This window comes from Mycobacterium sp. IS-1496 (assembly GCF_001499995.1).
Classification (GTDB): domain Bacteria; phylum Actinomycetota; class Actinomycetes; order Mycobacteriales; family Mycobacteriaceae; genus Mycobacterium.
The window spans coordinates 1-22,680 of the sequence record NZ_LQIU01000015.1; the positions used below are offsets into that span (position 1 = coordinate 1).

At 70.0% G+C, this 22,680-nt stretch carries 24 protein-coding genes and 1 pseudogene; 14 read left to right on the forward strand and 11 right to left on the reverse strand.

The features are described from left to right. Positions 1-188, forward strand: a pseudogene (locus AU195_RS26065) (HNH endonuclease signature motif containing protein); the annotation flags it as partial. 10 nt (positions 189-198) lie between these two features. Here the strand turns inward: AU195_RS26065 and AU195_RS10160 are convergent. Next, positions 199-1,125, reverse strand: a complete 927-nt coding sequence (locus tag AU195_RS10160; RefSeq protein ID WP_059158952.1) for an LLM class flavin-dependent oxidoreductase — start codon at positions 1,123-1,125, stop codon at positions 199-201. Between the two features lie 58 nt (positions 1,126-1,183). On the opposite strand from AU195_RS10160, the gene sppA reads away from it, so the two are divergent. Next, entirely contained in the window at positions 1,184-2,965 is a 1,782-nt protein-coding gene (sppA, locus tag AU195_RS10165) for a signal peptide peptidase SppA (RefSeq protein ID WP_059158953.1), read from the forward strand. Between the two features lie 19 nt (positions 2,966-2,984). Here sppA and AU195_RS10170 read toward each other — a convergent pair whose 3' ends face one another. Genes AU195_RS10170 through AU195_RS10185 form a run of 4 tightly spaced genes read right to left on the reverse strand, consistent with a single transcriptional unit; the run spans position 2,985 to position 6,643 of the window. Then, on the reverse strand, positions 2,985-3,893 hold the full coding sequence (locus tag AU195_RS10170) for a class I SAM-dependent methyltransferase (protein WP_059158954.1): 909 nt from the start codon (positions 3,891-3,893) through the stop codon (positions 2,985-2,987). 3 nt (positions 3,894-3,896) lie between these two features. Beyond that, complete coding sequence (locus tag AU195_RS10175) at positions 3,897-4,796, reverse strand: class I SAM-dependent methyltransferase (protein ID WP_059158955.1); 900 nt, start codon at positions 4,794-4,796, stop codon at positions 3,897-3,899. Continuing rightward, positions 4,777-5,706, reverse strand: a complete 930-nt coding sequence (locus tag AU195_RS10180) for a class I SAM-dependent methyltransferase (protein WP_059158956.1) — start codon at positions 5,704-5,706, stop codon at positions 4,777-4,779. Before AU195_RS10180 ends, AU195_RS10175 begins: the two co-directional genes overlap by 20 nt. 10 nt (positions 5,707-5,716) lie before the next feature. Next, a complete protein-coding gene (locus AU195_RS10185; protein ID WP_059158957.1) occupies positions 5,717-6,643 on the reverse strand; it encodes a class I SAM-dependent methyltransferase in 927 nt (308 codons plus the stop codon). Positions 6,644-6,919: 276 nt separating this feature from the next. On the opposite strand from AU195_RS10185, the gene secY reads away from it, so the two are divergent. The 6 genes from secY (at position 6,920) to AU195_RS10215 (ending at position 11,420) form a co-directional block, all read left to right on the forward strand. Continuing rightward, positions 6,920-8,245: a preprotein translocase subunit SecY gene (gene secY / locus AU195_RS10190; RefSeq protein ID WP_059096573.1), complete on the forward strand. Its 1,326-nt coding sequence runs from the start codon at positions 6,920-6,922 to the stop codon at positions 8,243-8,245. Then, entirely contained in the window at positions 8,242-8,787 is a 546-nt protein-coding gene (locus tag AU195_RS10195) for an adenylate kinase (protein ID WP_059158958.1), read from the forward strand. The genes secY and AU195_RS10195 overlap by 4 nt, the downstream gene beginning before the upstream one ends. A 1-nt stretch (position 8,788) precedes the next feature. Further along, positions 8,789-9,592: a type I methionyl aminopeptidase gene (gene map, locus AU195_RS10200; RefSeq protein ID WP_059158959.1), complete on the forward strand. Its 804-nt coding sequence runs from the start codon at positions 8,789-8,791 to the stop codon at positions 9,590-9,592. A 73-nt stretch (positions 9,593-9,665) separates the two neighbouring features. After that, positions 9,666-10,166 (forward strand): sigma-70 family RNA polymerase sigma factor, encoded by a 501-nt coding sequence (locus AU195_RS10205; RefSeq protein WP_059159020.1) that lies wholly within the window; start codon positions 9,666-9,668, stop codon positions 10,164-10,166. Then, the gene (locus AU195_RS10210) at positions 10,163-10,891 is read left to right on the forward strand and encodes an anti-sigma factor family protein (protein WP_059158960.1); all 729 of its coding nucleotides are present in this window, start codon (positions 10,163-10,165) and stop codon (positions 10,889-10,891) included. The genes AU195_RS10205 and AU195_RS10210 overlap by 4 nt, the downstream gene beginning before the upstream one ends. A 25-nt stretch (positions 10,892-10,916) precedes the next feature. Next, positions 10,917-11,420, forward strand: a complete 504-nt coding sequence (locus AU195_RS10215; protein WP_059096577.1) for a MarR family winged helix-turn-helix transcriptional regulator — start codon at positions 10,917-10,919, stop codon at positions 11,418-11,420. On the opposite strand, the gene AU195_RS10220 is transcribed toward AU195_RS10215, so the two are convergent. Then, on the reverse strand, positions 11,402-12,346 hold the full coding sequence (locus tag AU195_RS10220; protein ID WP_059158961.1) for an NmrA/HSCARG family protein: 945 nt from the start codon (positions 12,344-12,346) through the stop codon (positions 11,402-11,404). The genes AU195_RS10215 and AU195_RS10220 overlap by 19 nt on opposite strands. Positions 12,347-12,438: 92 nt before the next feature. Between AU195_RS10220 and AU195_RS10225 the strand changes: the two genes are divergently transcribed. Next, a complete protein-coding gene (locus AU195_RS10225) occupies positions 12,439-12,918 on the forward strand; it encodes a MarR family winged helix-turn-helix transcriptional regulator (RefSeq protein WP_059158962.1) in 480 nt (159 codons plus the stop codon). 16 nt (positions 12,919-12,934) lie between these two features. On the opposite strand, the gene AU195_RS10230 is transcribed toward AU195_RS10225, so the two are convergent. After that, positions 12,935-14,128 (reverse strand): GAF domain-containing sensor histidine kinase, encoded by a 1,194-nt coding sequence (locus AU195_RS10230; RefSeq protein WP_059158963.1) that lies wholly within the window; start codon positions 14,126-14,128, stop codon positions 12,935-12,937. Continuing rightward, the gene (locus AU195_RS10235; RefSeq protein WP_059158964.1) at positions 14,125-14,784 is read right to left on the reverse strand and encodes a response regulator; all 660 of its coding nucleotides are present in this window, start codon (positions 14,782-14,784) and stop codon (positions 14,125-14,127) included. Before AU195_RS10235 ends, AU195_RS10230 begins: the two co-directional genes overlap by 4 nt. A gap of 140 nt (positions 14,785-14,924) precedes the next feature. Here AU195_RS10235 and AU195_RS10240 point away from each other — a divergent pair, with 140 nt between their 5' ends. The 5 genes from AU195_RS10240 to AU195_RS10260 all read left to right on the forward strand — a co-directional run bounded on the left by AU195_RS10240 (position 14,925) and on the right by AU195_RS10260 (position 19,043). Further along, complete coding sequence (locus AU195_RS10240; RefSeq protein ID WP_059158965.1) at positions 14,925-15,728, forward strand: HAD family hydrolase; 804 nt, start codon at positions 14,925-14,927, stop codon at positions 15,726-15,728. A 54-nt stretch (positions 15,729-15,782) separates the two neighbouring features. After that, a complete protein-coding gene (locus tag AU195_RS10245) occupies positions 15,783-16,346 on the forward strand; it encodes a TetR/AcrR family transcriptional regulator (protein ID WP_059158966.1) in 564 nt (187 codons plus the stop codon). A gap of 118 nt (positions 16,347-16,464) precedes the next feature. Next, positions 16,465-17,517, forward strand: coding sequence for a type III polyketide synthase (locus tag AU195_RS10250; protein WP_059158967.1), 1,053 nt, complete (start codon positions 16,465-16,467; stop codon positions 17,515-17,517). Between the two features lie 3 nt (positions 17,518-17,520). Then, the gene (locus AU195_RS10255; RefSeq protein WP_059158968.1) at positions 17,521-18,030 is read left to right on the forward strand and encodes an isoprenylcysteine carboxyl methyltransferase family protein; all 510 of its coding nucleotides are present in this window, start codon (positions 17,521-17,523) and stop codon (positions 18,028-18,030) included. Further along, positions 18,027-19,043, forward strand: a complete 1,017-nt coding sequence (locus tag AU195_RS10260) for an NAD(P)/FAD-dependent oxidoreductase (RefSeq protein ID WP_059158969.1) — start codon at positions 18,027-18,029, stop codon at positions 19,041-19,043. The genes AU195_RS10255 and AU195_RS10260 overlap by 4 nt, the downstream gene beginning before the upstream one ends. 6 nt (positions 19,044-19,049) lie before the next feature. Here AU195_RS10260 and mmsB read toward each other — a convergent pair whose 3' ends face one another. The 3 genes from mmsB to AU195_RS10275 are packed head-to-tail and all read right to left on the reverse strand — an operon-like array spanning position 19,050 to position 22,654. Further along, entirely contained in the window at positions 19,050-19,922 is an 873-nt protein-coding gene (gene mmsB / locus AU195_RS10265) for a 3-hydroxyisobutyrate dehydrogenase (RefSeq protein WP_059158970.1), read from the reverse strand. A gap of 36 nt (positions 19,923-19,958) precedes the next feature. After that, on the reverse strand, positions 19,959-21,125 hold the full coding sequence (locus AU195_RS10270) for an isobutyryl-CoA dehydrogenase (protein ID WP_059158971.1): 1,167 nt from the start codon (positions 21,123-21,125) through the stop codon (positions 19,959-19,961). A gap of 8 nt (positions 21,126-21,133) precedes the next feature. Beyond that, positions 21,134-22,654, reverse strand: a complete 1,521-nt coding sequence (locus tag AU195_RS10275) for a CoA-acylating methylmalonate-semialdehyde dehydrogenase (protein ID WP_059158972.1) — start codon at positions 22,652-22,654, stop codon at positions 21,134-21,136. Between the last annotated feature and the right edge of the window lie 26 nt (positions 22,655-22,680).

Genomic DNA, 22,680 nt, shown 5'->3' on the forward strand with positions numbered 1-22,680 from the left:
CCACCCTGTGCACCCCCACCGCCCCAGCACCGATAGGACCGACCAACACCACGAAAACCGACCGCGGCCTCATGATGATGCCCAAACGGCGACGCACTCGCGCGCAGAATCGCGCCCGGCGCATCGAAGCTGAACGCCGACTCAACGACGGCTTCGTCGCCGAACGCACCAAACCACCGCCGTTCTGACGCGGATGGGTCAGCCGAGTTGCGGAAGCACCTCGGCCGCCAGGCGTTCCATCTGTTCGCGGTCTTCCGCGACGGTCCCGCCGACGGGGTTGCACAGCACCATCTGCGCACCGGCGGCGATGACCTCCCGCAGGCCCCGCGCCACCTCGTCGGGCGTGCCCGCCACCGGGACCGCGTCGATGCCCGCCATGTTGCCGTAGATCCGGTGCAAGCCGGTCATCACACGTTCACTGGCCCGCGCCGCGTTGTCGTCGACCATCAGGTACACCCGCTTACCGATCCTGAATCTCGTTGCGTCGCGGCCCTGTTCGCCGAGCTCGCGACGCACCACCTGCACGGCGGCGGCGAAGCTCTCGGTGCTCGACGAACCGGCGCCGAGGAAGCCGTCACCGTGCCGAACCGCCCGCGCGAGCGCCGCAGGGGCGTTGGCGCCGAACCAGATCGGCGGATGCGGACGCTGGACCGGCTTCGGCTGGATCGGCAGGTCGTCGACATCGCGGAACCGCCCGTGGAAGGTCACCCGCGCATCATCCGACCACGCCGCCTTCATCAACTCGAGGCCTTCGGTGAAGTACCCCACGAACGTCTCCCGGGCCACGCCGAACGCCGCGAACTTCCGCCGCCCACCACCCGGCGCCACCCCGACATCCAGCCGTCCGTGGCTGAGCCGGTCGACTGCGGTGATCGATGCCGCCAGTTGCAGCGGGTCATGCAGCGACGACACCAGCACGCCCACGCCGAGCCGCAGCTGCGTCGTACACGCCGCCGCATACGCCAACAGCTCCAGCGGTGCGATGAGCGGCGTCGGCCCGATCGGCTGCTCCAACACCCATCCGCCTTCGAAGCCCAACTCCTCGGCCCGGGCCAGGTAGCTCTTCACACCCTCTGCGTCGAAGCCGTCGGGATCGAGCTGGGGGATCGAGATCGAGAAGCGCACTCCATCACGGTACGGCGGCCCGCCGGTGCACTTCCGGCACGCCGGTACCCTCGGTCCTATGTTCGCCTTCTTACCCGGCATCCCCGGCGCCGACGATGTACGTGCCCTGGTTCGGCGGGTCGACACCGCTCGCCACAAGGGCATCCCCAGCGGCTGCGTGCTCGAACTCGACCTCATGTCGGTGCCGCCGGAGACCAGCGGGTTCGACCCGTTGGCGATGATCTCGGCGGGCGGACGTCCCATGGTGCTCCGTCAGGTGGTCGCCGCCATCCACCGCGCCGCCGACGACGACCGCGTGGCCGGCCTGATCGCGCGTGTGCAGATCACCGCCGCGCCCGCCGCCCCCGTCCAGGAACTGCGGCAGGCCATCGCCGCGTTCAGCGCCAAGAAGCCTTCAGTCGCCTGGGCCGAAACCTACCCCGGCACGCTGTCCTACTACCTCGCCTCGGCGTTCCGTGAGGTGTGGATGCAGCCGTCCGGCACGGTCGGCCTGGTCGGCTTCGCCACCAGCGCGCTGTTCCTGCGTGACGCCCTCGACAAGGCCGGCATCGAGGCGCAGTTCACCGCCCGTGGCGAATACAAGTCTGCGGCAAACCTTTTCACCCAGGACAGCTACACCGAGCCGCACCGCGAAGCCGACAGCCGGCTGATCGAGAGCCTCAATCACCAGGTGCTCACGGCCGTCGCCGAGTCGCGCAACCTCAACGCCGACGACATCGACGCCCTGGCCGACAAAGCCCCACTGCTGCGTGATGCCGCGGTGAGCGGCGGACTGGTCGACCGCATCGGCTTCCGCGACCAGGCCTACGCGCGCATCGCCGACCTCGCCGGCGTCGAGGGCGTCACACCCCAGAACGTCGACGGTCCCGACGCGCCGCCGCGGCTGTTCCTGTCCCGCTACGCCCGCGCCACCGCGCCCGGCGGCGGTCCGTCGATCCCCGGCCGTAAAGCCAAACCCACCGTCGCGGTCGTCACCCTCCACGGGCCGATCGTCAGCGGCCGCGGCGGCCCCGGCCTGCTGCCGCTGGGCAATTCGAGCGCCGGCGGTGACACCATCGCCGCGGCACTGCGGGAAGCGGCCGCCGACAAGGACGTCTCGGCGATCGTGCTCCGAGTCGAGAGCCCCGGCGGGTCGGTCACCGGATCGGAGACCATCTGGCGTGAGGTGCTGCGTGTCCGCGAGGGTGGCACCCCCGTCGTCGCCTCCATGGGGGCGGTCGCCGCATCCGGTGGTTACTACGTCTCGATGGGCGCCGACGCGATCGTCGCCAACCCGGGCACCATCACCGGATCGATCGGCGTCGTCACGGGCAAGCTCGTCGCCCGCGAACTCAAGGACCGTCTGGGCGTCGGCTCGGATTCGGTGCGCACCAACGCCAATGCCGATGCGTGGTCGGCCGATTCGCCGTTCACCGACGAACAGCAGGCCCACGTCGAAGCCGAGGCCGACCTGTTCTACACCGATTTCGTCGAACGCGTCGCCGACGGCCGCGGACTGTCCGTGGAGGCCGTCGGCGAGGTGGCGCGAGGCCGGGTGTGGACCGGCGCCGACGCCAAGGAGCGCGGGCTGGTCGACGAACTCGGCGGGCTGCGCACCGCTATCGACCGGGCCAAGGTGCTGGCCGGCCTGGAGCCCGGCGCCGACGTGCGCATCGTCAACTACCCGGCCTCGTCGCTGCTCGACATGCTGCGCCCCAAGCCGTCCTCGCAGCCCGCCGCGGCATCGCTGCCCGACGCCCTCGGGGTGCTGGTCGGCCGGTCCGTGGTCAACCTCATCGACCAGGCCGAGCGGTCGATGAGCGGCGTCAACGCAATGTGGCTGGGGGAGTACAGGTTCTGACCGCCGGGCCGGCCGCGGATCACCGATACGTGCCGCTGACGTAGACGATCTCACCGAGCGGGTCGTTGTCGTGGTCGACCATCGTCACCCCGTGCTTGGCGAACAGCTGCGCCCGCGGCAGGCCCGTCACCTGCCATCCGAGTGACGTCAGGTACTCCATGACGTGTTTGCGGTCGCCGTGGTAGACCAGCGACGGCATGTCCAGGTCCAACCCGTGCTCACGCATCTGGGCCGTCGACGCCCTGGCCTTCTCGGCATCGAAGTTCAGGATCCCCGGCACATACTCCGTCGCCACCGTGCTGCCCGCGGCGCTCATCGCGGTGATGTTGTCGAACAACAGATCCTGGGCCTCGGGCGGCAGGTAGATGAGCAGACCCTCGGCGCACCACGCCGTCGGCGCCGCACTGTCGAAACCAGCCGCCCGCAACGCGGCCGGCCAGTCCTCCCGCAGGTCGATCGCGACGGTCCGCCGCTGCGCGGTGGGCTCGGCCCCGATCCCGGCGAGCGTGGACGTCTTGAACTCGATCACCGCCGGCTGGTCGATCTCGTAGACCACCGTGCCGTCGGGCCACGGCAGGCGGTAGGCCCGCGAGTCCAGCCCGGAGGCCAGGATCACCACCTGACGGATGCCGCCGCTGGTGGAGGCGAGGAAGTAGTCGTCGAAAAACCGTGTCCGCAAGGCCATCTCGTCGATGCGTGCCTGCATCTGCGCGCCGGACGACGGATCGAGTTCGGTCATGTCGAACTCGCCGTCGGCGACCTTGGTGAAGAACTCGATCCCGACCGCGCGCACCAGCGGCGCGGCATACGGATCGTCGATCAGGCCGCGCGGATCACGGCTCGCGACCGCCCGGCCCGCCGCCACCATCGTGGCCGTCGCGCCGACGCTCGATGCCACATCCCAGCTGTCGCCCTCAGCTCGTGCCATGGCCTACCTCGTTTCGAGTGTCGCCGTGAGGTAACCGGAGTCGGCGGCCACCGCGGCCAGGTCTTCCGGATACTCGAATCCGTTGGCAGCGTACGCTTGAGTCGACGTGAGCACCTCGATCCGCCAACCGCGCTCGGCGAGATACGTGCCGGCCGGGTTGCCTCCGGTGTAGAACAGGTCGAGCAGGTCGACCTTCGAGCCGACGTGCTTCGACCACTCGCTGACGCGCTGCAGCCACGCGTCGCTCGACCCGCCGAAGTCCATGTGCTCGGTCGCGATCCGGCTGCCCGGCGCCGACAGCGCGATGATCGTGTCGAACAGCCGGTCTTGCGCCTCGGGCGGAAGGTAGATCAACAGCCCCTCCGCGATCCACGCCGTGGGAGCACCCGGGTCGAAGCCGCTGTCCCGCAGCGCGCTCGCCCAGTCGTCGCGCAGGTCGACCCCGACGGTGCGCAGTTCGGCGGTGGGGGAGGCGCCCAACCCGGAAAGCGTGCGGGTCTTGAACTCGACCACCTCGGGCTGGTCGATCTCGTAGACGACCGTCCCGGCGGGCCAGTCCAACCGGTAGGCGCGGGTGTCCAGCCCGGACGCCAGGATCACCGCCTGCCGCACGCCCGCCGCAGTCGAGGCGGTGAAGAAGTCGTCGAAGAACCGCGTCCGCACCGCGATCTGCTCGCAGGCGCGCCGGTTGTCGAGCATCGGATGACCCTCGACGTGCATCTCGCCGTCGGCGCGCCGGTTGCAGTGCTCCAGCCCGACGGCCTTCACCAGAGGATCGGCATAGGGGTCGACGATCAGCGGGTCGGGCTGTTTGGAGGCCAGCGCGCGTGACGCGGCCACGCCGGTCGCCGTCGAGCCGACGCTCGACGCCAGGTCCCAGGTGTCACCTTCGGTACGGGCCATCAGGGTCCTCACTCTTCGTCGCGGTCACGGCGAGCGACTGGCGTAGCGCCTCCACGTCGTCGCCGGTGGGGAACGGCCGCCCGTAGCGGGCGAACATGTCCGGTCTGCTGCGCGCCTCGACGTCCCAGCCCTGCTCGGCCAGGTAGTCGACGACCGGGTTGCGCTCACCGTCGTAGAACAGGTCGGCCATGTCGAGGTTGAGGCCGTGGCGGCGCCACTCCTGGCTCATGCGCGCCGAGGCCGCGCCGATCCGTGCGCTCGGGTCCGGGTGGAACTCGGTGGCCAGCCTGCTGCCCGGCGCGGACAGTGCGGTGATGTTGTCGAACAACCGGTCCTGCGCCTCCGGCGGCAGATAGATCAACAGCCCCTCGGCGATCCACGCCGTCGGGACCCGAGGGTCGAAGCCACGGTCGCGCAGCGCGCGGGGCCAGTCGTCGCGCAGGTCGACGGCCACGGTGCGCAGGGCGGTCGCGGGGGAGGCGCCGAGGCCGGCCAGGGTGCGGGTCTTGAACTCGATGACCTCGGGCTGGTCGATCTCGTAGACGACCGAGTCCGACGGCCACGGCAGCCGGTACGCGCGGGCGTCCAGGCCCGACGCCAGGATGACCGCCTGGCGGACCCCCGCTTGACCGGACGAGAGGAAGAAGTCGTCGAAGAACCGGGTCCGCACCGCCATCACGTCGGTCATCACCGCCAGCATCGCGGCGTCGTCCGTTTCGAGGGTGATGTCCCCGTCGAGCAGTTTCACGAAGTACTCCACACCCACCGCGCGCACGAGCGCTTCGGCGTACGGGTCGTCGATCAGCGCGTCCGGTTGCCGGCTCGCCACGGCCCGCGCCGCGGCCACCATCGTCGCGGTGGCGCCCACGCTGGACGCCAGATCCCAGGTGTCCTCGTCGCTGCGCGCCATGGCGGCGTCCCTACCTGACCGCGGTCACGTAGCGGACGTCGGCGAAGTTGGCGCTGGAGTCCTCGGCCGACTGCAGCCCGCACTTCTCCAGTAGGGCAGTCGCGGTGATGCTGTCGGTTCGCCAGCCGCGCTCGGCGAGGTAGGCCGCCACCTCGGCGCGCTCGCCGGTGTAGATCAACTCGGAGAAGTCGAGGTCGAACCCGTACCTACGCCACTGGTCGCGCACCGCAGCCATCCGCTCGCGGATCTGCTCCTCGTCGACGTCCGGCGAGCTCACCACACCCTCGGCGGCCAGCCGGCTTCCCGGCGGGCTGACTTCGGTGATCTGGTCGAGCAGCCGGTCCTGCGCCTCGGGCGGCAGATATCCGAACAACCCCTCCGCGATCCAGGCCGTCGGCGTGGTGCGGTCGAATCCGGCGGCGTCCAGCGCGCCGACCCAATCGTCGCGAAGGTCCACCGGAACCGTGCGGCGGTCGGCGGTCGGCCGCGCCCCCAGCCGGGCGAGCGTGTCCGTCTTGAACGAGATCACACCCGGCTGGTCGACCTCGAACACCACGGTGCCCGCGGGCCACGGCAGTCGGTAGGCGCGCGAGTCCAGCCCGGCGGCCAGGATGACCGCCTGGCGCACCCCGGCATCGGCGGCGTCGGAGAAGAAATCGTCGAAGAACCGGGTGCGCGCGGCCATCCCGTCGGCGAACCGATCCATGTTGCCGGCGCCGCCGGCGCCGTCCGGGTCGAGATCGGTCGGGGTGATGTCCCCGGTCGCGAGTCGGGTGAAGAAGTCGACACCCACCGCGCGCACCAGGGGTTCGGCGAACGGATCGTCGATCACCGCGTCCGGTTGCCGGGTCGCCACGGCCCGCGCCGCGGCGACCATGGTGGCGGTGGCTCCCACGCTGGACGCCAGATCCCACGTGTCGTTGTCGGTACGTGCCATCGGTTGACCCCTTGTCGAGAGTGCGGCCCGTCAACTAATTAGCCGGGTTAACCAGCTCGCGCCGACTGTACGCTTCGAATCTGTAGGCAATCTGCGAGTGCGCAGCGATGCGGGCATGCCCGGTGGCAACTGTTACTCTCGTAGACTGTTTGACGCGTGCCGCTAGCAGGCGAGATGTCCTGTCCGAGACGGTGCGTGTGACTTGACCATGACGCTGGTTTGTCCAGCCCCATTTGGCACGCCGCGCTCAAGAGGTCGGCTGCGCAGGAGGAAAGAGTGCTTTCGGCTTTCATCTCGTCGCTGCGGACGGCCGACCTGAGGCGCAAGATCCTGTTCACGCTGGGCGTGGTCCTGCTCTATCGGGTCGGCGCCTCGCTGCCGTCTCCCGGGGTCAACTACCCCAACGTGCAGGAGTGCATCGCCCAGGTCAGCGGCGGTGAGTCGGGCCAGATCTACTCGCTGATCAACCTGTTCTCCGGCGGTGCGCTGCTCCAGCTGTCGGTGTTCGCGGTGGGCGTCATGCCCTACATCACCGCGAGCATCATCGTGCAGCTGTTGACCGTGGTGATCCCGCGGTTCGAGCAGCTGCGCAAGGAGGGGCAGGCCGGACAGGCCAAGATGACGCAGTACACGCGTTATCTGGCGGTCGCCTTGGCCGTCCTGCAGTCCACCAGCATCGTCGCGCTGGCCGCCAACGGCGGTCTCCTGCAGGGTTGCGCCCTCGACATCATCAACGACCAGTCGATCTTCTCGCTGCTGGTCATCGTGCTGGTGATGACCGCGGGCGCCACGCTGGTCATGTGGATGGGTGAGCTCGTCACCGAGCGCGGTATCGGCAACGGCATGTCGCTGATCATCTTCGCCAGCATCGCGGCGGCCATGCCCGGCGAGGGCAAGTCGATCCTCGACAGCCGCGGTGGCATGGTGTTCGCCGCCGTCTGTGCCGGCGCGCTCATCATCATCATCGGCGTCGTGTTCGTCGAGCAGGGCCAGCGCCGCATCCCGGTGCAGTACGCCAAGCGCATGGTCGGCCGCCGGATGTACGGCGGCACCTCGACCTACCTGCCGCTGAAGGTCAACCAGGCCGGCGTCATCCCCGTCATCTTCGCCTCGTCGCTGATCTACATCCCGCAGCTGATCACGCAGTTGATCCAGAGCGGCAGCTCCAATCCGGGCACCGGCTGGTGGGATCGTCTGGTCGCGGAGTATCTGACGGACCCGAGCAGCCCCTGGTACATCGGCATCTACTTCGCGCTGATCATCTTCTTCACCTACTTCTACGTGTCCATCACGTTCAACCCGGACGAGCGGGCCGACGAGATGAAGAAGTTCGGCGGATTCATCCCCGGCATCCGCCCGGGTAAGCCGACCGCCGACTACCTCCGCTACGTGCTGAGCCGGATCACGCTGCCCGGCTCGATCTACCTCGGTGTCATCGCGGTGCTGCCGAACCTGTTCCTCACCGTGGGCAGCGGCGGTCCGGTGCAGAACCTGCCCTTCGGCGGCGTCGGCGTGCTGATCATGATCGGCGTGGGTCTGGACACCGTCAAACAGATCGAAAGTCAGCTCATGCAGCGCAACTACGAAGGGTTCCTGAAGTGAGGATCGTTCTACTCGGACCGCCGGGTGCGGGCAAGGGCACGCAGGCCGCGAAGCTGGCCGAGAAGCTGGGGATCCCGCACATCTCGACCGGCGATCTGTTCCGCGACAACATCACGAACGAGACCGAACTCGGGGTGGAGGCCAAGCGCTACCTCGACGCCGGCGACCTCGTGCCGAGCACCCTCACCAACGCGCTCGTCGAAGACCGCATCGGTCAGGACGACGCCAAGGACGGCTTCATCCTCGACGGTTACCCCCGTTCGGTCGAACAGGCCCGGGCGCTGGGCGACATGCTCGACGCCCGCAACCTGTCCCTCGACGCGGTGATCGAATTCCGCGTCTCCGAGGACGAGCTGCTGTCCCGGCTCAAGGGCCGCGGCCGCGCCGACGACACCGAAGAGATCATCCTCAACCGGATGAAGGTGTACCGCGACGAGACCGCCCCGCTGCTCGACCACTACCGCGACGAGCTCAAGACCGTCGACGCCGTCGGGTCCATGGACGAGGTGTTCGCCCGGGCGCTGCAGGCACTGGGCAAGTGACGTGGCCGGCCTGAGGCTGCGCAAGGACAAGGTCGTCGCGCAACGCACCCCCGGGGAGCTGGACGCGATGGCCGCCGCCGGGGCGCTGGTCGCCGCGGCGCTGAGCGCGGTGCGGGAAGCGGCCGTCCCGGGTGTGAGCACCAAGGAACTCGACGCGATCGCCGAAGCCGTCATCCGCGACGGAGGCGGTATCCCGTCGTTTCTCGGCTACCACGGTTTCCCCGCCAGCATCTGCTCGTCGGTCAACGACCGCGTCGTCCACGGCATCCCCTCGGCCACCGAGATGCTGGCCTCCGGTGACCTCGTCTCGATCGACTGCGGCGCCATCCTCGACGGTTGGCACGGCGACTCGGCGGTCACCTTCGGCGTCGGCCCGCTCATCCCCGTCGACGAGGCGCTGTCGGCGGCCACCCGGGAATCGATGGAGGCGGGAATCGCGGCGATGCTGCCCGGCAACCGCCTGACCGACGTCTCCCACGCCATCGAGAAGGGCACCCGCGCCGCCGAGGCGCGCTATCAGCGGGCCTTCGGCATCGTCGACGGCTACGGCGGACACGGTATCGGCAGGCGAATGCACATGGATCCGTTCCTGCCCAACGAGGGCGCCCCCGGCCGCGGCCCGCGCCTCGCCCCCGGGTCGGTGCTGGCGATCGAGCCGATGCTCACCCTCGGCACGACCAAGACCACGATCCTCGAGGACGAGTGGACGGTCATCACCTCGGACGGTTCGCGTGCGGCGCACTGGGAGCACACCGTGGCCGTCACCGAGGACGGACCCCGGATCCTGACCCTGCCCGCGGCCTGATCCGGCGGCCGCCGGGGCTGGACCGGCGCTGAACCAAACCGCCGCCGACGTCGTGTACTTGACGGAGGTGGCGATGGACGACCCGGAAGCCACGATGATGCGCGTGCTCTACAACGAGCACGCCGATGCGCTGTGGCGTTACGCGCTCAAACTGACCGGGGACGCCGCCGCCGCCGAGGACGTCGTGCAAGAGACGCTGCTGCGCGCGTGGCGGCACCGGCCGGACGGCTCGGCGCGGGCCTGGCTGTTCACCGTGGCGCGCAACCTGGTGATCGACGAGCGGCGCAGCGCGCGCTACCGCAGGGAATCCGGAACCCCGGACGTCGAATCCGTCGCGCACCCCACCGAACCCGACAAGGTGGACTCCGCGCTGGACCGGATGCTCATCGGCTCGGCGCTCGCCCAGTTGTCCGACGACCACCGGGCGGTGGTGCGGCGTGCGTACTACCAGGGGTGGACGACGGGGCAGATCGCCGCCGAACTCGAGATACCGGAGGGCACCGTGAAATCCCGGCTGCACTACGCGGTCCGGGCGTTGCGCTTGAACCTGCAGGAGATGGGGGTGACGCGATGATCGAGGCCTTGGGCGATCCCTATCTGCAATGGGACGCCGCCTACGTGCTCGGCTCGTTGACCAGCGCCGACCGGCGCGAGTTCGAGGCGCACATGCAGATCTGCGCCCGGTGCCGGGCCGCGGTCGCGGAAATCAGCGGCGTGCCCGCGCTGCTGGCCATGCTCGACGCCGACGACGTGCGCTCCTTCGACCGTGGTGAATTCGGGGAGCAGCCCGACCCGCCGCCGCTGCGGCCCGAGGTGCTCGACGCGGTGCTCGAGAAGGCCAAATGGCGCAGGCGCCGGTCGCGGTGGCTGACGTCGGCGGCGGTGGGGGTGGCGGCGGCGTTGCTGGCCGTCGGGCTGGTCATCGCGATCCGCCCGGGCGGTCTCGGGCTGCAGCCCACCACACCGGAGGTCACCGCGGCCACCTACGAGATGACCAAACTCGCGCCGACCCCGTTCAACGCGACCGTGAGCCTGTCGGAGTTCGGCTGGGGCACCCGCATCGACATGGCGTGCACGTACGGCCAGTGGTCCGGCGGCGGTGCCGCGGCGCTTGCGAGCCGGCTCGGCATGGTGGTGGTCGGCCGCGACGGCACCCGCTCGGAGATCGCGACCTGGCTGGGGCTGTCCGGCGCCACCGCCCTGCCGAGCGGCAACACCACGATGCGGCGCGACGAGATCGCCTCGGTGCAACTCGTCTCGGCCGACACCCGCGAGGTGCTGCTCGAGAAGACGCTGTGAGTTCGGGCAATGGTAAAAAAGGTCGGTGACCGAAGGGCCCGATGAGCATGACCCGATCGCGCTGGCCCGCGCGAACTGGGAATCCGCCGGCTGGGGTGAGGTCGCCGACGGCATGGTCGCCGTCACCTCCGTCATGCGGGCCCACCAGATCCTGCTGGCCCGCGTCGAGACCGCGCTACGGCCCTACGATCTGAGCTTCTCCCGATTCGAGCTGCTGCGGCTGCTGGCGTTCAGCCGGTCGGGCGCGCTGCCCATCACGAAGGCCTCCGACCGGCTGCAGGTGCACGTCACCAGCGTCACCCACGCCATCCGGCGGCTGGAGGCCGGCGGTCTGGTGGAACGCGTCCCGCATCCGACCGACGGCCGCACCACGCTCGTGCGGATCACCGAACTCGGCCGCAAGACCGTCGAGGACGCCACCGTGACGCTCAACAACGAGGTGTTCGCCGACATCGGCATGTCCGCCGACGAGTCGCGCGCCCTGGCCGCCTCGATCGAGACGCTGCGCCGTCACGCGGGGGACTTCTGACGGCCGGCGAGCCAGACCCGGAAGGACTGCAGCCGCGGGTTGAGTTCCCGGACCCGGTCCAGGTCGCGGGCGCCGGTGAACGCCGCGGAGTTCTCCGCGTAGTACTGGAACATGTTGCCCATCTCGACCGCTGACGGGAATCCCTGTGCGCGGAAGTCGTCGAACGGCACGGGGCGGTAGGTCACCGGCTCACCGAGCGCATCGGTCAGCGCCGCGGCGTATCCGTCGCCGGTGAGCATGTCGCCGGCGATGCTGACCGTCTGCCCGGCGAGCGTGTCGCCGCGTTGCAGGACGCCCAGCGCCGTGCGGCCGATGTCGTCGACCGCGATACCCGCCAGCGGCTGGTCGGCGATCGGCAGCGCCAGTGTCAGGGTGCCGTCCTCACCGCGGCTCGGCGGGAACGAATCGACGAAGTTCTCGAAGAACAGCGTGGTCCGCAGGTACGTGGTCGGCAGGCCGGCGAAGTACGCGTCCGCCTCGGCCTTGGCGTCGAAGTGCGGCACCTTGTAGCCCTCCACGTCCGGGACGGCGGCGTCGTCGGCGAACTGGCCCCGGGTGTCCTCGAGCGTCGACCAGACGACGTGGCCCGCGCCGGCACGTTCGAGCGCCCGCGCCGCGGCCCGGGCCTGCGCGAGTTCCCGCTGCGCCCGCGACCGTCGGTCGTCCGGTGCCACCGGCGCCCAGTAGTTCGTGACCACGAACGCGCCGTGGACGCCGGCGAACGCGGCGTCCAGACTGGCCTCGTCGTCGAGGTCGGCGGCGACGACCTGCGCGCCCGCCTGGGTCAGAGCCGTCGCCTTCGCCGACCCGGGGTCGCGGGTCAGCGCGCGGACGGCGAACTCACCGTCGTCGAGCAGTGCCCGGGCCATGCCGCCGCCTTGGGCGCCGGTGGCGCCGACGACCGCGATGATCTTCTGCCCCGTCATGTCTGTCCCCTCTCGGAGTTGATGTATCAACCTAGAGGCGACTCTAGGCGCGAGTGGGTTGATACGTCAACCCGTCGGCTAGGATCGGCGTCATGGCGACCGGGAGATGGCTCACCGACGACGAGCAGCGGGCGTGGCGTGCGTACATCGCCATGCAGCAGACCCTGGGCCGGCACCTGCATCGACACCTGCAACGCGAATTCGACCTGTCCGACTCGGACTTCGAGATCCTGGTGAACCTGTCCGAGGCCGAGGACGGTCGCATGCGCCCCGTCGACCTCGGTGCCGCGACCCAGTGGGAGAAGAGCCGGTTGTCGCACCACCTGAGCCGGATGGAGGCCCGCGGGCTGGTCCGGCGCGAACCCGCCGGCGGGCGCTATCCGCTCGTCGCGCTGACCGACGACGGCCGCGCCGCGTTGGCGGCGTGCGCGCCGGCCAACGCCGCGAGGGTGCGTGAGCTGTTCATCGACGTGGTCGGACCGGACCGCCTCGAGGTGCTGCGTGAGATCGCCGACGACGTCGTCGCGGCGGTCGAGGCGCATCGGCGCACCGAATGCACGCTGCCCGGGTGACCTCGGCCGGGGGAGCTCAGTCGGTGACCGAGGGCAGCGGGATCGTCGCCGTCACCGCCGTTCCCGCACCCGGCCGGGACCGGATGTTGAGCCGGCCGCCGACGATCTCCGCGCGCTCGGCCATCGACAGCAGCCCGTAGCCGCCCATCTCGTCGCCGCCGAGCGGATGTTCGAAGGTGTCGAAACCCACGCCGTCGTCGATGATCTCGAGCCGCGCCACCTCGTCGGCCACCCCGAACGTCAAGCGCGCCGTGGCGGCGCCGGAGTGCTTGACGACGTTCTGCAGGCACTCCTGCGCGATGCGGTACAGCGCCAGTTCGATGTGGTCGGGCAGCCGGCGCTCGGCGAGATCGGTGTCGATCTGCACCTGCGGGATGGACCGGGCCAGGCTCGCCAGCCCACCCGCCAGCCCGAGATCGTCGAGCACCGGTGGCCGCAGCCCACTGATCGCCGCGCGGGCCTCGCCCAGCGTCAGCGCCACCAGTTCCCGCGCCTTGCCGAGCTGTTCGGCCACCACGTTGGGATCGTCGAGGGCGCGGACCGCGGCGTCGAGCCGGTAGGACAGCGTCACCAGCCGTTGTGAGATCCCGTCGTGGATGTCGCCGGCCAGCCGGCGGCGCTCGATCTCCTGGGCCTCGATCACCTGCTCGACGAAGTTCTCGTGCGCCCGTTCGCGCGCCACCAACTGCCGGTGCAGCCGCGCCTGGTGCAGGGCGCCCGCGATGAGCCGGCCGATCACGAGCAGCAGCTCCACGTCCCGCTCGGAGAAGTCACGACGTTCCACGGTGTGCACGTTGAGCACCCCGACCAGCCCTCCCGGGTCGGTCTGCATCGGCACCGACACCATCGAGGTGAAGTCCTTGCCGCGCAACGACTGGAACGGCATGTAGCGCGGGTCGGACTCCTTGTCGTGGCCGATCACCACCGGCTCCCGGTGACTGGCCACCCAACCGGAGATGCCCTGACCCAGCGGCAGCCGGATCTTGCCGATCTGGCTGTCGAACGGCGGGGTGGCGCCGGCCAGGGTCAGCGACCGGTCGGAGTCGTCGAGCACATGGACGAAACACACGTCGGTGCCGGTGGCCGCGGTGATCATGCGGGCCGCGGCGGCCGCGAGCGGTTCCACGCCGGGCCCGCTGGACGTCGCCTGGATGAGCTCGCGCAGCAGGGCCAACTCGCGGTCGGCGGTCAGCAGCGGACGGGCGCTCACTGGTAGATGCCCTCACGCAGCGCCGTCGCCACCGCACCCGCGCGGTCACCCACGCCGAGTTTGCGGTAGATCGACCGCAGATGGGTCTTCACGGTCTCCTCGCCGATGACCAGTTTGTTGGCGATCCCGCGGTTGGACAGCCCCGTCACGACGAACGACAGGATCTCGCTCTCGCGCTGGGTGAGGCCCTGGCGGGCCCCGGGCCAGAACTCGTCGCGCTGCAGCCGGGCGGCGGTGTCGACCGCCCGCGCCGCCATCCCCGGATCGATGGCCGTCTCTCCGCGGTGCGCCAGTTCGAGCTGGCGGACCAGCTCGTCGCTGCTGATGCTCTTGAGCAGATAACCCGACGCACCCACCCGCAGCGCCTGGAACAGGTACTGCTCGTCGTCGTACACCGACAGCATGACCACCTTCTGGTCCGGATCGCGTCCGCGCAGTTCCAGGCACAGATCCAGGCCGCTGGCACCCTGCATCCGCACGTCGCACAGCACGATGTCCGGGCGCAGGTCGCCGACGACCCCGACGGCGCGTTCGGCGCCCACCGCCTGTCCGACCACCGACACGCGGTCGGCGTACGTCGCGAGCATGGCCTTGAGTCCCTCGATGACCATTTCGTGGTCGTCGACCAGGACGATCCGCACTGGCCCGCCGGTCATGCGCGATGCCGCTTCGCTTCTCGCTGGGCGGTCATGGCATCACCTTAGAGGCGGGACGGCCGCCGGCTGGGCAACTTCGCCACGTCGAATCCCCCATAGGGGGGAGGACGGCGCCGTGTGACCTGGGCCACTGTGATCAAGTGCAGACAACGCGTGAGAGAACATGGTGTGCGGGCCGGTTCTGGTGGGACGGCGCCCGACCGGTCGATGCCGACGTCACCCCGTTGCGGGCCCTGATCTTCGACCTCGAGGCGTTGACCGACCTCGACGACGACGTGCACCGCGTGGTGTTCAACGCCGCGTTCGCCGCGCACGGCGTGCCCATCGAGTGGTCGCAGGCCCGGTACCGGCGGCTGCGGGTACTGCGCGACGAACGCCGGCGCGTTCTGGCCGAACTGCGCAACCACTGCGTGGGCCCGGAGTGCGACGTGCTGATCGAACTGCTCGCCGACGAGATCTGCTCGACCAAGGCGATGATGTTCGACGAGATGGTGCTCGATGCGGGCGCGACCCCCCGGCCCGGCCTCGACGACCTCGTCGGCGACGCCTTCGCCGCAGGCATCCCGGTCGCGGTCGTGACCGCAGGCCGGCGCGCCTGGGCCGAGCCGCTGGTGCGCCAGCTCGTGGGGGAGGGCCAGGTCGAGACCATCGTCACCCGCGACGACGTGACGGCGCCGGGGATCGACGCCTACCGCCTCGCGATGGACGAACTCGGCGTCACCACCGACCGCGTCGTCGCGCTGACCGGTACGCCGGCGGGTCTGCGCACGGCGACGGCCGCCGGGCTGGCGACCATCCTCGTCGGTCAGGACAGCGCCCCGCGCGATGCGGTGGCGGCGCTGGCGGTGCGCGCCGACTACGCGGGCGCGGATCCGTTGCGGCTGACCAGCTGCGAACGCCTCTACGCCCGCTCGACGGCCCGCAGGACCGCGCCCGCGGCGTAGCGGACCGTCGGCGTTCGAGGGGTTGCCGACGCCCCGCCACCTATTGTTCTTCGAATGGGTACGGACCGAACGCGCAACGCCCCACAGACGCGCGCGGACATCCTCGCCGCGGCCAGGCGGCGCTTCGGTTCCGACGGCTACCAGCGCACCACGCTGCGTGGGGTGGCGGCCGACGTGGGCGTGGACCCCGCGCTGATCATCCGGTACTTCGGCAGTAAGCAGGAATTGTTCGCCGAGGCAGCGGAATTCAGGATCGACCTGCCCGACCTGACCGCGGTCGCGGCCGATGAGATCGCCGACGTGTTGCTGTCCCGCTTCTTCGCGGTGTGGGAGCAGGACACGACGTTCCTCGCACTCCTGCGCGCGGCGATGACCAGTGAATCCGCCGCCGACACGCTGCGCCATGTGTTCGCCACGCAGGTCGCACCCGCGCTCGCCGCGGTCACCCCGGACCATCCGGCCCAGCGCGCCGGTCTGATGGGCGCGTTCGTGATCGGGTTGGCCACCACCCGCTACGTGCTCGCCAACCCCGCGGTCTCCGACCTCAGCCGCGACGACCTGATGCGCTTCGCGCGTCCCGTCATCCACCAACTCCTCATGGGGCCGGTCTCCGACTGACGCCCCCGGTGAGTCATCAATCGTTGACTTGATGGCGAGCGAATCGGCCTGTCCGAGACCGCCTTCGGATTGAACGTCGCGCCGCCGGAACCCGTTGTGAAGGTAGAGGAGGCTTCCCATGAGTGTTGTCGCAGCCGTCCGCGGCGAGGTGCCGCCACATGGCTACACCCAGGACGAGGTGACCGAGGCGCTCCTCGCGATCCCCGGTTACGGCGAGTACGCCGACAGCATCCGCGCGTTGCACCGCAGCGCGAAAGTGGCCACCCGCCACACGGTGCTGCCGCTGGAGGAGTACGCCGGACTGACCGATTTCGGCCGGGCCAACGACCTCTACATCGAACACGCCGTGGAACTCGGCGCCGTGGCGCTGACCGGTGCGCTCGACGACGCCGGCCTCGACCCGTCCGACGTCGACCTGATCATGACGACCACGGTCACCGGGATCGCCGTACCGCCGTTGGACGCCCGCATCGCCGCCCGCGTCGGCCTGCGCCCCGACGTCCGGCGCCTGCCGATGTTCGGGCTGGGCTGCGTGGCCGGGGCGGCGGGGGTCGCCCGGTTGCACGACTACCTGCGCGGGAACCCGGACGGGGTGGCGGTGCTGCTCGCCGTCGAGTTGTGTTCCCTGGTGTCGAAGTCGGACCCGTCGATGGCAACGGTGGTGGGCAGCAGTCTGTTCGGCGACGGCGCCGCGGCGGTGGTCGCGGTCGGTGACCGGCGCGCCGGCGGCGCATCGGGCCCGGAGATCCTCGACTCCCGCAGCCATCTCTATCCAGACTCGTTGCGGACGATGGGCTGGGACATCGACGCCGGCGGCTTTCGCCTCGTGCTCTCCCCGGATGTGCCGAAGGTCGTCGAACGCTATCTCGGCGACGACGTCGCGCAGTTCCTGAACGGCCACCACATGACGGTCGACGACATCGCCACCTGGGTGAGCCATCCGGGCGGCCCCAAGGTGATCGAGGCCATCACCGCGACCCTCGGACTGCCCGACGACGCACTGGAGTTGACGTGGCGCTCGCTGGCCGAGGTCGGCAACCTCTCGTCGGCGTCGGTGCTGCACGTGCTGCGCGACACCATCGCCAAGCACCCGCCCGCGGGCAGCTGCGGGCTGATGTTGGCGATGGGGCCGGGCTTCTGCTCCGAACTCGTACTGCTGCGCTGGCGCTGAGCCATGGTCTGGTATGTGCTGCTGATCGCCGCGGTCGGTGTCGAGCGTCTGGCCGAACTCGTTGTGGCCGAACGCAACCGGCGCTGGAGTCAGCAGCACGGCGGTGTGGAGCACGGTGCCCGGCACTACCCCGTGATGGTGGTCCTGCACACCGGCCTGCTCGCCGGGTGCCTGCTCGAGGTGACCGCACTGCACCGGCCGTTCACCCCGGCGCTGGGATTCCCCATGCTCGCGCTGGTGATCGCCGCGCAGGCGCTGCGGTGGTGGTGCATCACCACCCTCGGCCGCCAGTGGAACACCAGAGTCCTGGTGATCCCTGGCGCGGCGCGGGTCACCGGCGGCCCGTACCGGCTGATCCCGCACCCCAACTACGTCGCGGTGGTGCTCGAAGGTGTCGCGCTGCCCCTGGTGCACGGGGCCTGGATCACCGCCCTGGTGTTCACCGTCCTCAACGCCGCGCTGTTGCGAACCCGCATCCAGGTCGAGAACGCCGCCCTGGCGGGGCTGCGGTGATCGACCTGCTCGTCGCAGGCGGCGGACCGGCCGGGCTGGCCACCGCGGTCCACGGCGCGCGCGCCGGACTCGAGGTGGTGGTCGTCGAGCGCCGTCCCGGCACGCTGGACAAGGCCTGCGGGGAAGGCATGATGCCGCACACCGTCGCACATCTGGACCGCCTCGGGGTGGCGCCGCCGGGGATGCCGCTGCGCGGGATCGCCTACCTCGACCGTGACCGCCGCGTCGAGGCGGCGTTCCGGACCGGACCCGGCCGCGGGGTGCGACGCACCGTGCTGCACGCCGCGCTGCAGGACGCCGCCCGGGCGGCGGGGGTGCGGATCGTCGGTGGCGACGCCGGTGACATCACCCAGGACGCAACGTCGGTGCGGGCGGGGGACTTTCGGGCCCGATACCTGGCGGCCGCCGACGGCCTGCACTCACCGATCCGGCGGGCGCTGGGCCTGGCCCAACCCAGCCGCGGTACGCGCCGGTGGGGTATCCGCCGACACATCCACACCGCGCCGTGGAGCGATCACGTCGAAGTGCACTGGGGTCCGGACAGTGAGGCCTACGTGACGCCGGTGGCCGACGATTGTGTCGGGATCGCGATCCTCAGTTCGTCGCGCGGCGGGTTCGACCGGCATCTCGTGGATTTCCCCGCACTCGCCGAACGGATCCGGGGCCATGACCACGGGCCCGACCGCGCCGCGGGTCCGCTGCGGCAGAGGGCCCGAAGCCGCACGGCCGGACGGGTGCTGCTGGTCGGAGACGCCGCCGGATACGTCGACGCGCTCACGGGCGAGGGCATCGGGCTGGCGTTCGGCGCCGCCGAACTGCTCGTGGATTGCATTGTGGGCGAACGCATCGACGACTACGACCGGCGGTGGCGCGCGCTGACCCGTCGGTATCGGCTGGTGACCGAGGGCCTGGTTCGGGCCGGGTCGACCCCGTCCATCCGGCCGCGCATCGTGCCCGCCGCGCGGGCACTGCCGGGCGTGTTCGCCGGCGTCGTGAACCGACTCGCGGCCTGAGGTCCGTCAGCCCCGCAGGGTCTCGATGATCGCGCTGAAGTCCTTATCGGCGTGATCGGTCGCGAACTGCGCGTAGAGCTCGGCGGCGTGGCTGCCCAGCGGTGCGGACGCACCCGTCGACGACACCGCCGCCATGGCCAGGCCGAGGTCCTTGTTCATCAGCGCCGTCGCGAACCCCGGTGTGAAGTCGTTGTTCGCCGGGGAGGCCGGAACCGGTCCCGGCACAGGGCAGTTCGTGTGCACCGCCCAGCAGTTGCCGGTCGCGCCGGTGATCACGTCGAACAGCGACTGCGCCGACAGGCCCAGCTTCTCGGCCAGGACGAACGCCTCACCGATCGCGATCTGCTGGACGGCGAGCACCATGTTGTTGCACAGTTTGGCGGCCTGGCCCGTGCCCGACGCGCCGCAGTGGACGACCTTGCCCGCCATGGGTTCCAGCACCGGGCGGGCACGCGCGACGGCCTCGTCGTCACCACCGACCATGAACGCCAGCGTTCCCGCCGTGGCGCCCTTGACCCCACCGGAGACCGGGGCGTCGAGCTGGGCGAACCCCTTCGCCGTCGCGGCGGCGTTGATCTCGCGTGCATCGTCGACCGAGATGGTGGAGGTGTCGATGAACAGCGTGCCCGCCGCCACCGAGGGCAGCACCTCGTCGTACACGCTCTTCACGATCGCGCCGTTGGGCAGCGAGGTGATCACCACCTCGGCGCCGGTCACCGCCTCGGCGCCGCTGTCGAACGTGGCGATGCCGTTGTCCTGCGCGGCGGCCCGCAGCGCGGGCACCGGATCGAAACCCTGCACGGTGTGACCGGCCCTGGCCAGGTTGGCCGCCATCGGCCCGCCCATGTGGCCCAGCCCGAAGAACGCGATCGTCGTCACTGTCGTCTTCTCCCGTCGCCCATCAGTTCTGGTGTCCTACGCCGACGCGCGGGCCCGGGCGGCGGCTGCCCGCCCGATCACCACGCGCATGATCTCGTTGCTGCCCTCGAGGATCCGGTGCACCCGCAGATCACGGACGATCTTCTCGACCCCGTATTCGCGCAGATAGCCGTAGCCACCGTGCAATTGGAGCGCCTGATCGGCCACGTCGAAGCAGGCGTCGGTGACGTAGCGCTTCGCCATCGCGCACAACTCCACCTTGTCCGGGTGGTTCTCGTCGAGTGCGCTCGCCGCCCGCCACAGCAAGGTGCGAGAGGTCTGCAGTGCGGTGGCCATATCGGCCAGGGTGAACCGGATGGTCGGCTCGTCGAGCAGCGTGGCGCCGAAGGCCTGCCGGTCGGCCAGATAGGCCGCCGCCTTCTCGTAGGCCGTCTGCGCCCCGCCCAGCGAGCACGCGGCGATGTTGAGACGACCGCCGTTGAGGCCGTTCATCGCGATCCCGAATCCGCTGCCCTCGGCCTCGGTGCCACCGAGCATGTTCTCGGCAGGCACCCGCGCATTCTCGAACACCACCTGCGCCGTGGGCTGGGCGTTCCAGCCCATCTTCTGTTCCTGGGCGCCGAAACTCACACCGGGCGTGTCCTTCTCGACCACGAACGCGGAGATGCCGCGCGGCCCTTCGCTGCCGGTGCGGGCCATCACCACGTACACGTCGGAACTGCCCGCGCCGGAGATGAACTGCTTCACCCCGTCGAGGACGAAGTGGTCACCCTCGCGAACGGCCTTGGTGCGCAACGCACCGGCGTCCGATCCCGCACCCGGTTCGGTGAGGCAGTAGCTGGCGATGCTCTCCATCGACGCCAGCCGCGGCACCCACGCCTTGCGCTGTTCCTCCGAGCCGTAGGTGTCCACCATCCACGCGCACATGTTGTGGATCGAGAGGAACGCCGCGATGGCCGGATCGGCGGCGGACAGCTGCTCGAAGATGCGCACCGCATCGACGCGGCGCAGCCCGCTGCCGCCGACATCCTCCCGGCAGTAGATCGCCGCCATGCCGAGTTCGGCCGCCTCCCGCAACACGTCGGTGGGGAAGTGGTGGCTCTCATCCCATTCCGACGCGTACGGGGCCAGTCGTTTCTCGGCGAACGCGGCCGCCGTCTCGGCGATCACCCGTTCGTCGTCGTCGAGGCCGAAATAATCCATGACCCGGCTTATTTCATGGTGGGGATGACGAACTCGGCGCCATCCTTGATGCCCGACGGCCAGCGCTGCGTGACCGTCTTGGTCTTCGTGTAGAACAGGATCGAGTGCGGCCCGTGCTGGTTGAGGTCGCCGAAGCCGGAGCGCTTCCAACCGCCGAAGGTGTGGTAGGACACCGGAACCGGGATCGGCACGTTGACGCCGACCATGCCGACCTGGACCTTGGCGACGAAGTCGCGTGCGGTGTCGCCGTCGCGGGTGAAGATCGCCACGCCGTTGCCGTACTCGTGCTCCGTGGGCAGGCGCAACGCCTCCTCGTAGTTGTCGGCGCGCACGATGCACAGCACCGGGCCGAAGATCTCGTCGGTGTAGATCGACATGTCCGGGGTGACGTGGTCGAACAGCGTGGGGCCGATGAAGTAGCCGCCCTCGAGGCTGTCGTCACCGAACTGCATCTCGTCGCTGGCCCGTTCGCGCCCGTCGACGACGGCTTCGGCGCCGGCCTCGACACCCTGGGTGATGTAGTCGCGGACCCGGTTGAGCGCGGCCTCGGTGACCAGTGGGCCGTAGTCGGCCTTGGGGTCGAGGCTGTGGCCGACGCGCAGGTTGTTCACCCGCTCGACCAGCCTGTTGCGCAGGCGGTCCGCGGTCTCCTTGCCGACGGGCACCGCGACGCTGATCGCCATGCAGCGTTCACCGGCGCTGCCGTAACCGGCGCCGATCAGCGCGTCGACGGCCTGGTCGAGATCGGCGTCGGGCATCACGATCATGTGGTTCTTCGCGCCGCCGAAGCACTGCGCGCGCTTCCCGTTGGCGGTGGCGCCCGCGTAGATGTACTGGGCGATGTCGGAGCTGCCGACGAAGCCGACGGCCTGGATGACCGGATGCTCGAGGATCGCGTCGACGGCCTCCTTGTCGCCGTGCACGACCTGGAACACGCCCGCGGGCAGACCGGCCTCGATGAACAGTTCGGCGAGCCGGACCGGCACCGAGGGATCGCGCTCGGACGGCTTGAGGATGAACGCGTTACCGCAGGCCAGCGCCGGACCCGCCTTCCACAGCGGGATCATCGCCGGGAAGTTGAACGGGGTGATGCCGGCGACCACGCCGAGCGGCTGGCGCATCGAGTAGACGTCGATGCCGGTGCCGGCGCCCTCGGTGTACTCGCCCTTGATCAGGTGCGGGATGCCGATCGCGAACTCGATGACCTCGATGCCGCGCTGGATGTCACCCTTGGCGTCGGGCACGGTCTTGCCGTGTTCGATCGACAGCAGCTCCGCCAGTTCTTCGATGTTCTGGTTCACCAGCTCGATGAAGCGCATCATGACGCGGGCGCGGCGCTGCGGGTTCCAGGCCGCCCACTCCTTCTGGGCCTCGGCGGCGCCTGCGACCGCGGCGTCGACGTCGGCGCGCGAGCCGAGCAGGACCTGGGCCTGCACCGCCCCGGTGCTCGGGTTCATCACGTCCGCCGTACGGGTCGACTCGCCTGCGGTGCGCTTGCCGTTGATGAAGTGCTGGATCTGGTTGGTCATGAGAATGCCCCTCGCTCGAGATACTA

Coding starts and splice junctions, on each gene's coding strand:
- sppA (WP_059158953.1), top strand. CDS start 1,184: ATGTTCGCCTTCTTACCCGGCATCCCCGGCGCCGACGATGTACGTGCC.
- AU195_RS10170 (WP_059158954.1), bottom strand. CDS start 3,893: ATGGCACGAGCTGAGGGCGACAGCTGGGATGTGGCATCGAGCGTCGGC.
- AU195_RS10175 (WP_059158955.1), bottom strand. CDS start 4,796: ATGGCCCGTACCGAAGGTGACACCTGGGACCTGGCGTCGAGCGTCGGC.
- AU195_RS10180 (WP_059158956.1), bottom strand. CDS start 5,706: ATGGCGCGCAGCGACGAGGACACCTGGGATCTGGCGTCCAGCGTGGGC.
- AU195_RS10185 (WP_059158957.1), bottom strand. CDS start 6,643: ATGGCACGTACCGACAACGACACGTGGGATCTGGCGTCCAGCGTGGGA.
- AU195_RS10205 (WP_059159020.1), top strand. CDS start 9,666: ATGGACGACCCGGAAGCCACGATGATGCGCGTGCTCTACAACGAGCAC.
- AU195_RS10210 (WP_059158960.1), top strand. CDS start 10,163: ATGATCGAGGCCTTGGGCGATCCCTATCTGCAATGGGACGCCGCCTAC.
- AU195_RS10220 (WP_059158961.1), bottom strand. CDS start 12,346: ATGACGGGGCAGAAGATCATCGCGGTCGTCGGCGCCACCGGCGCCCAA.
- AU195_RS10225 (WP_059158962.1), top strand. CDS start 12,439: ATGGCGACCGGGAGATGGCTCACCGACGACGAGCAGCGGGCGTGGCGT.
- AU195_RS10235 (WP_059158964.1), bottom strand. CDS start 14,784: ATGACCGGCGGGCCAGTGCGGATCGTCCTGGTCGACGACCACGAAATG.
- AU195_RS10245 (WP_059158966.1), top strand. CDS start 15,783: ATGGGTACGGACCGAACGCGCAACGCCCCACAGACGCGCGCGGACATC.
- AU195_RS10250 (WP_059158967.1), top strand. CDS start 16,465: ATGAGTGTTGTCGCAGCCGTCCGCGGCGAGGTGCCGCCACATGGCTAC.
- AU195_RS10255 (WP_059158968.1), top strand. CDS start 17,521: ATGGTCTGGTATGTGCTGCTGATCGCCGCGGTCGGTGTCGAGCGTCTG.
- AU195_RS10270 (WP_059158971.1), bottom strand. CDS start 21,125: ATGGATTATTTCGGCCTCGACGACGACGAACGGGTGATCGCCGAGACG.
- AU195_RS10275 (WP_059158972.1), bottom strand. CDS start 22,654: ATGACCAACCAGATCCAGCACTTCATCAACGGCAAGCGCACCGCAGGC.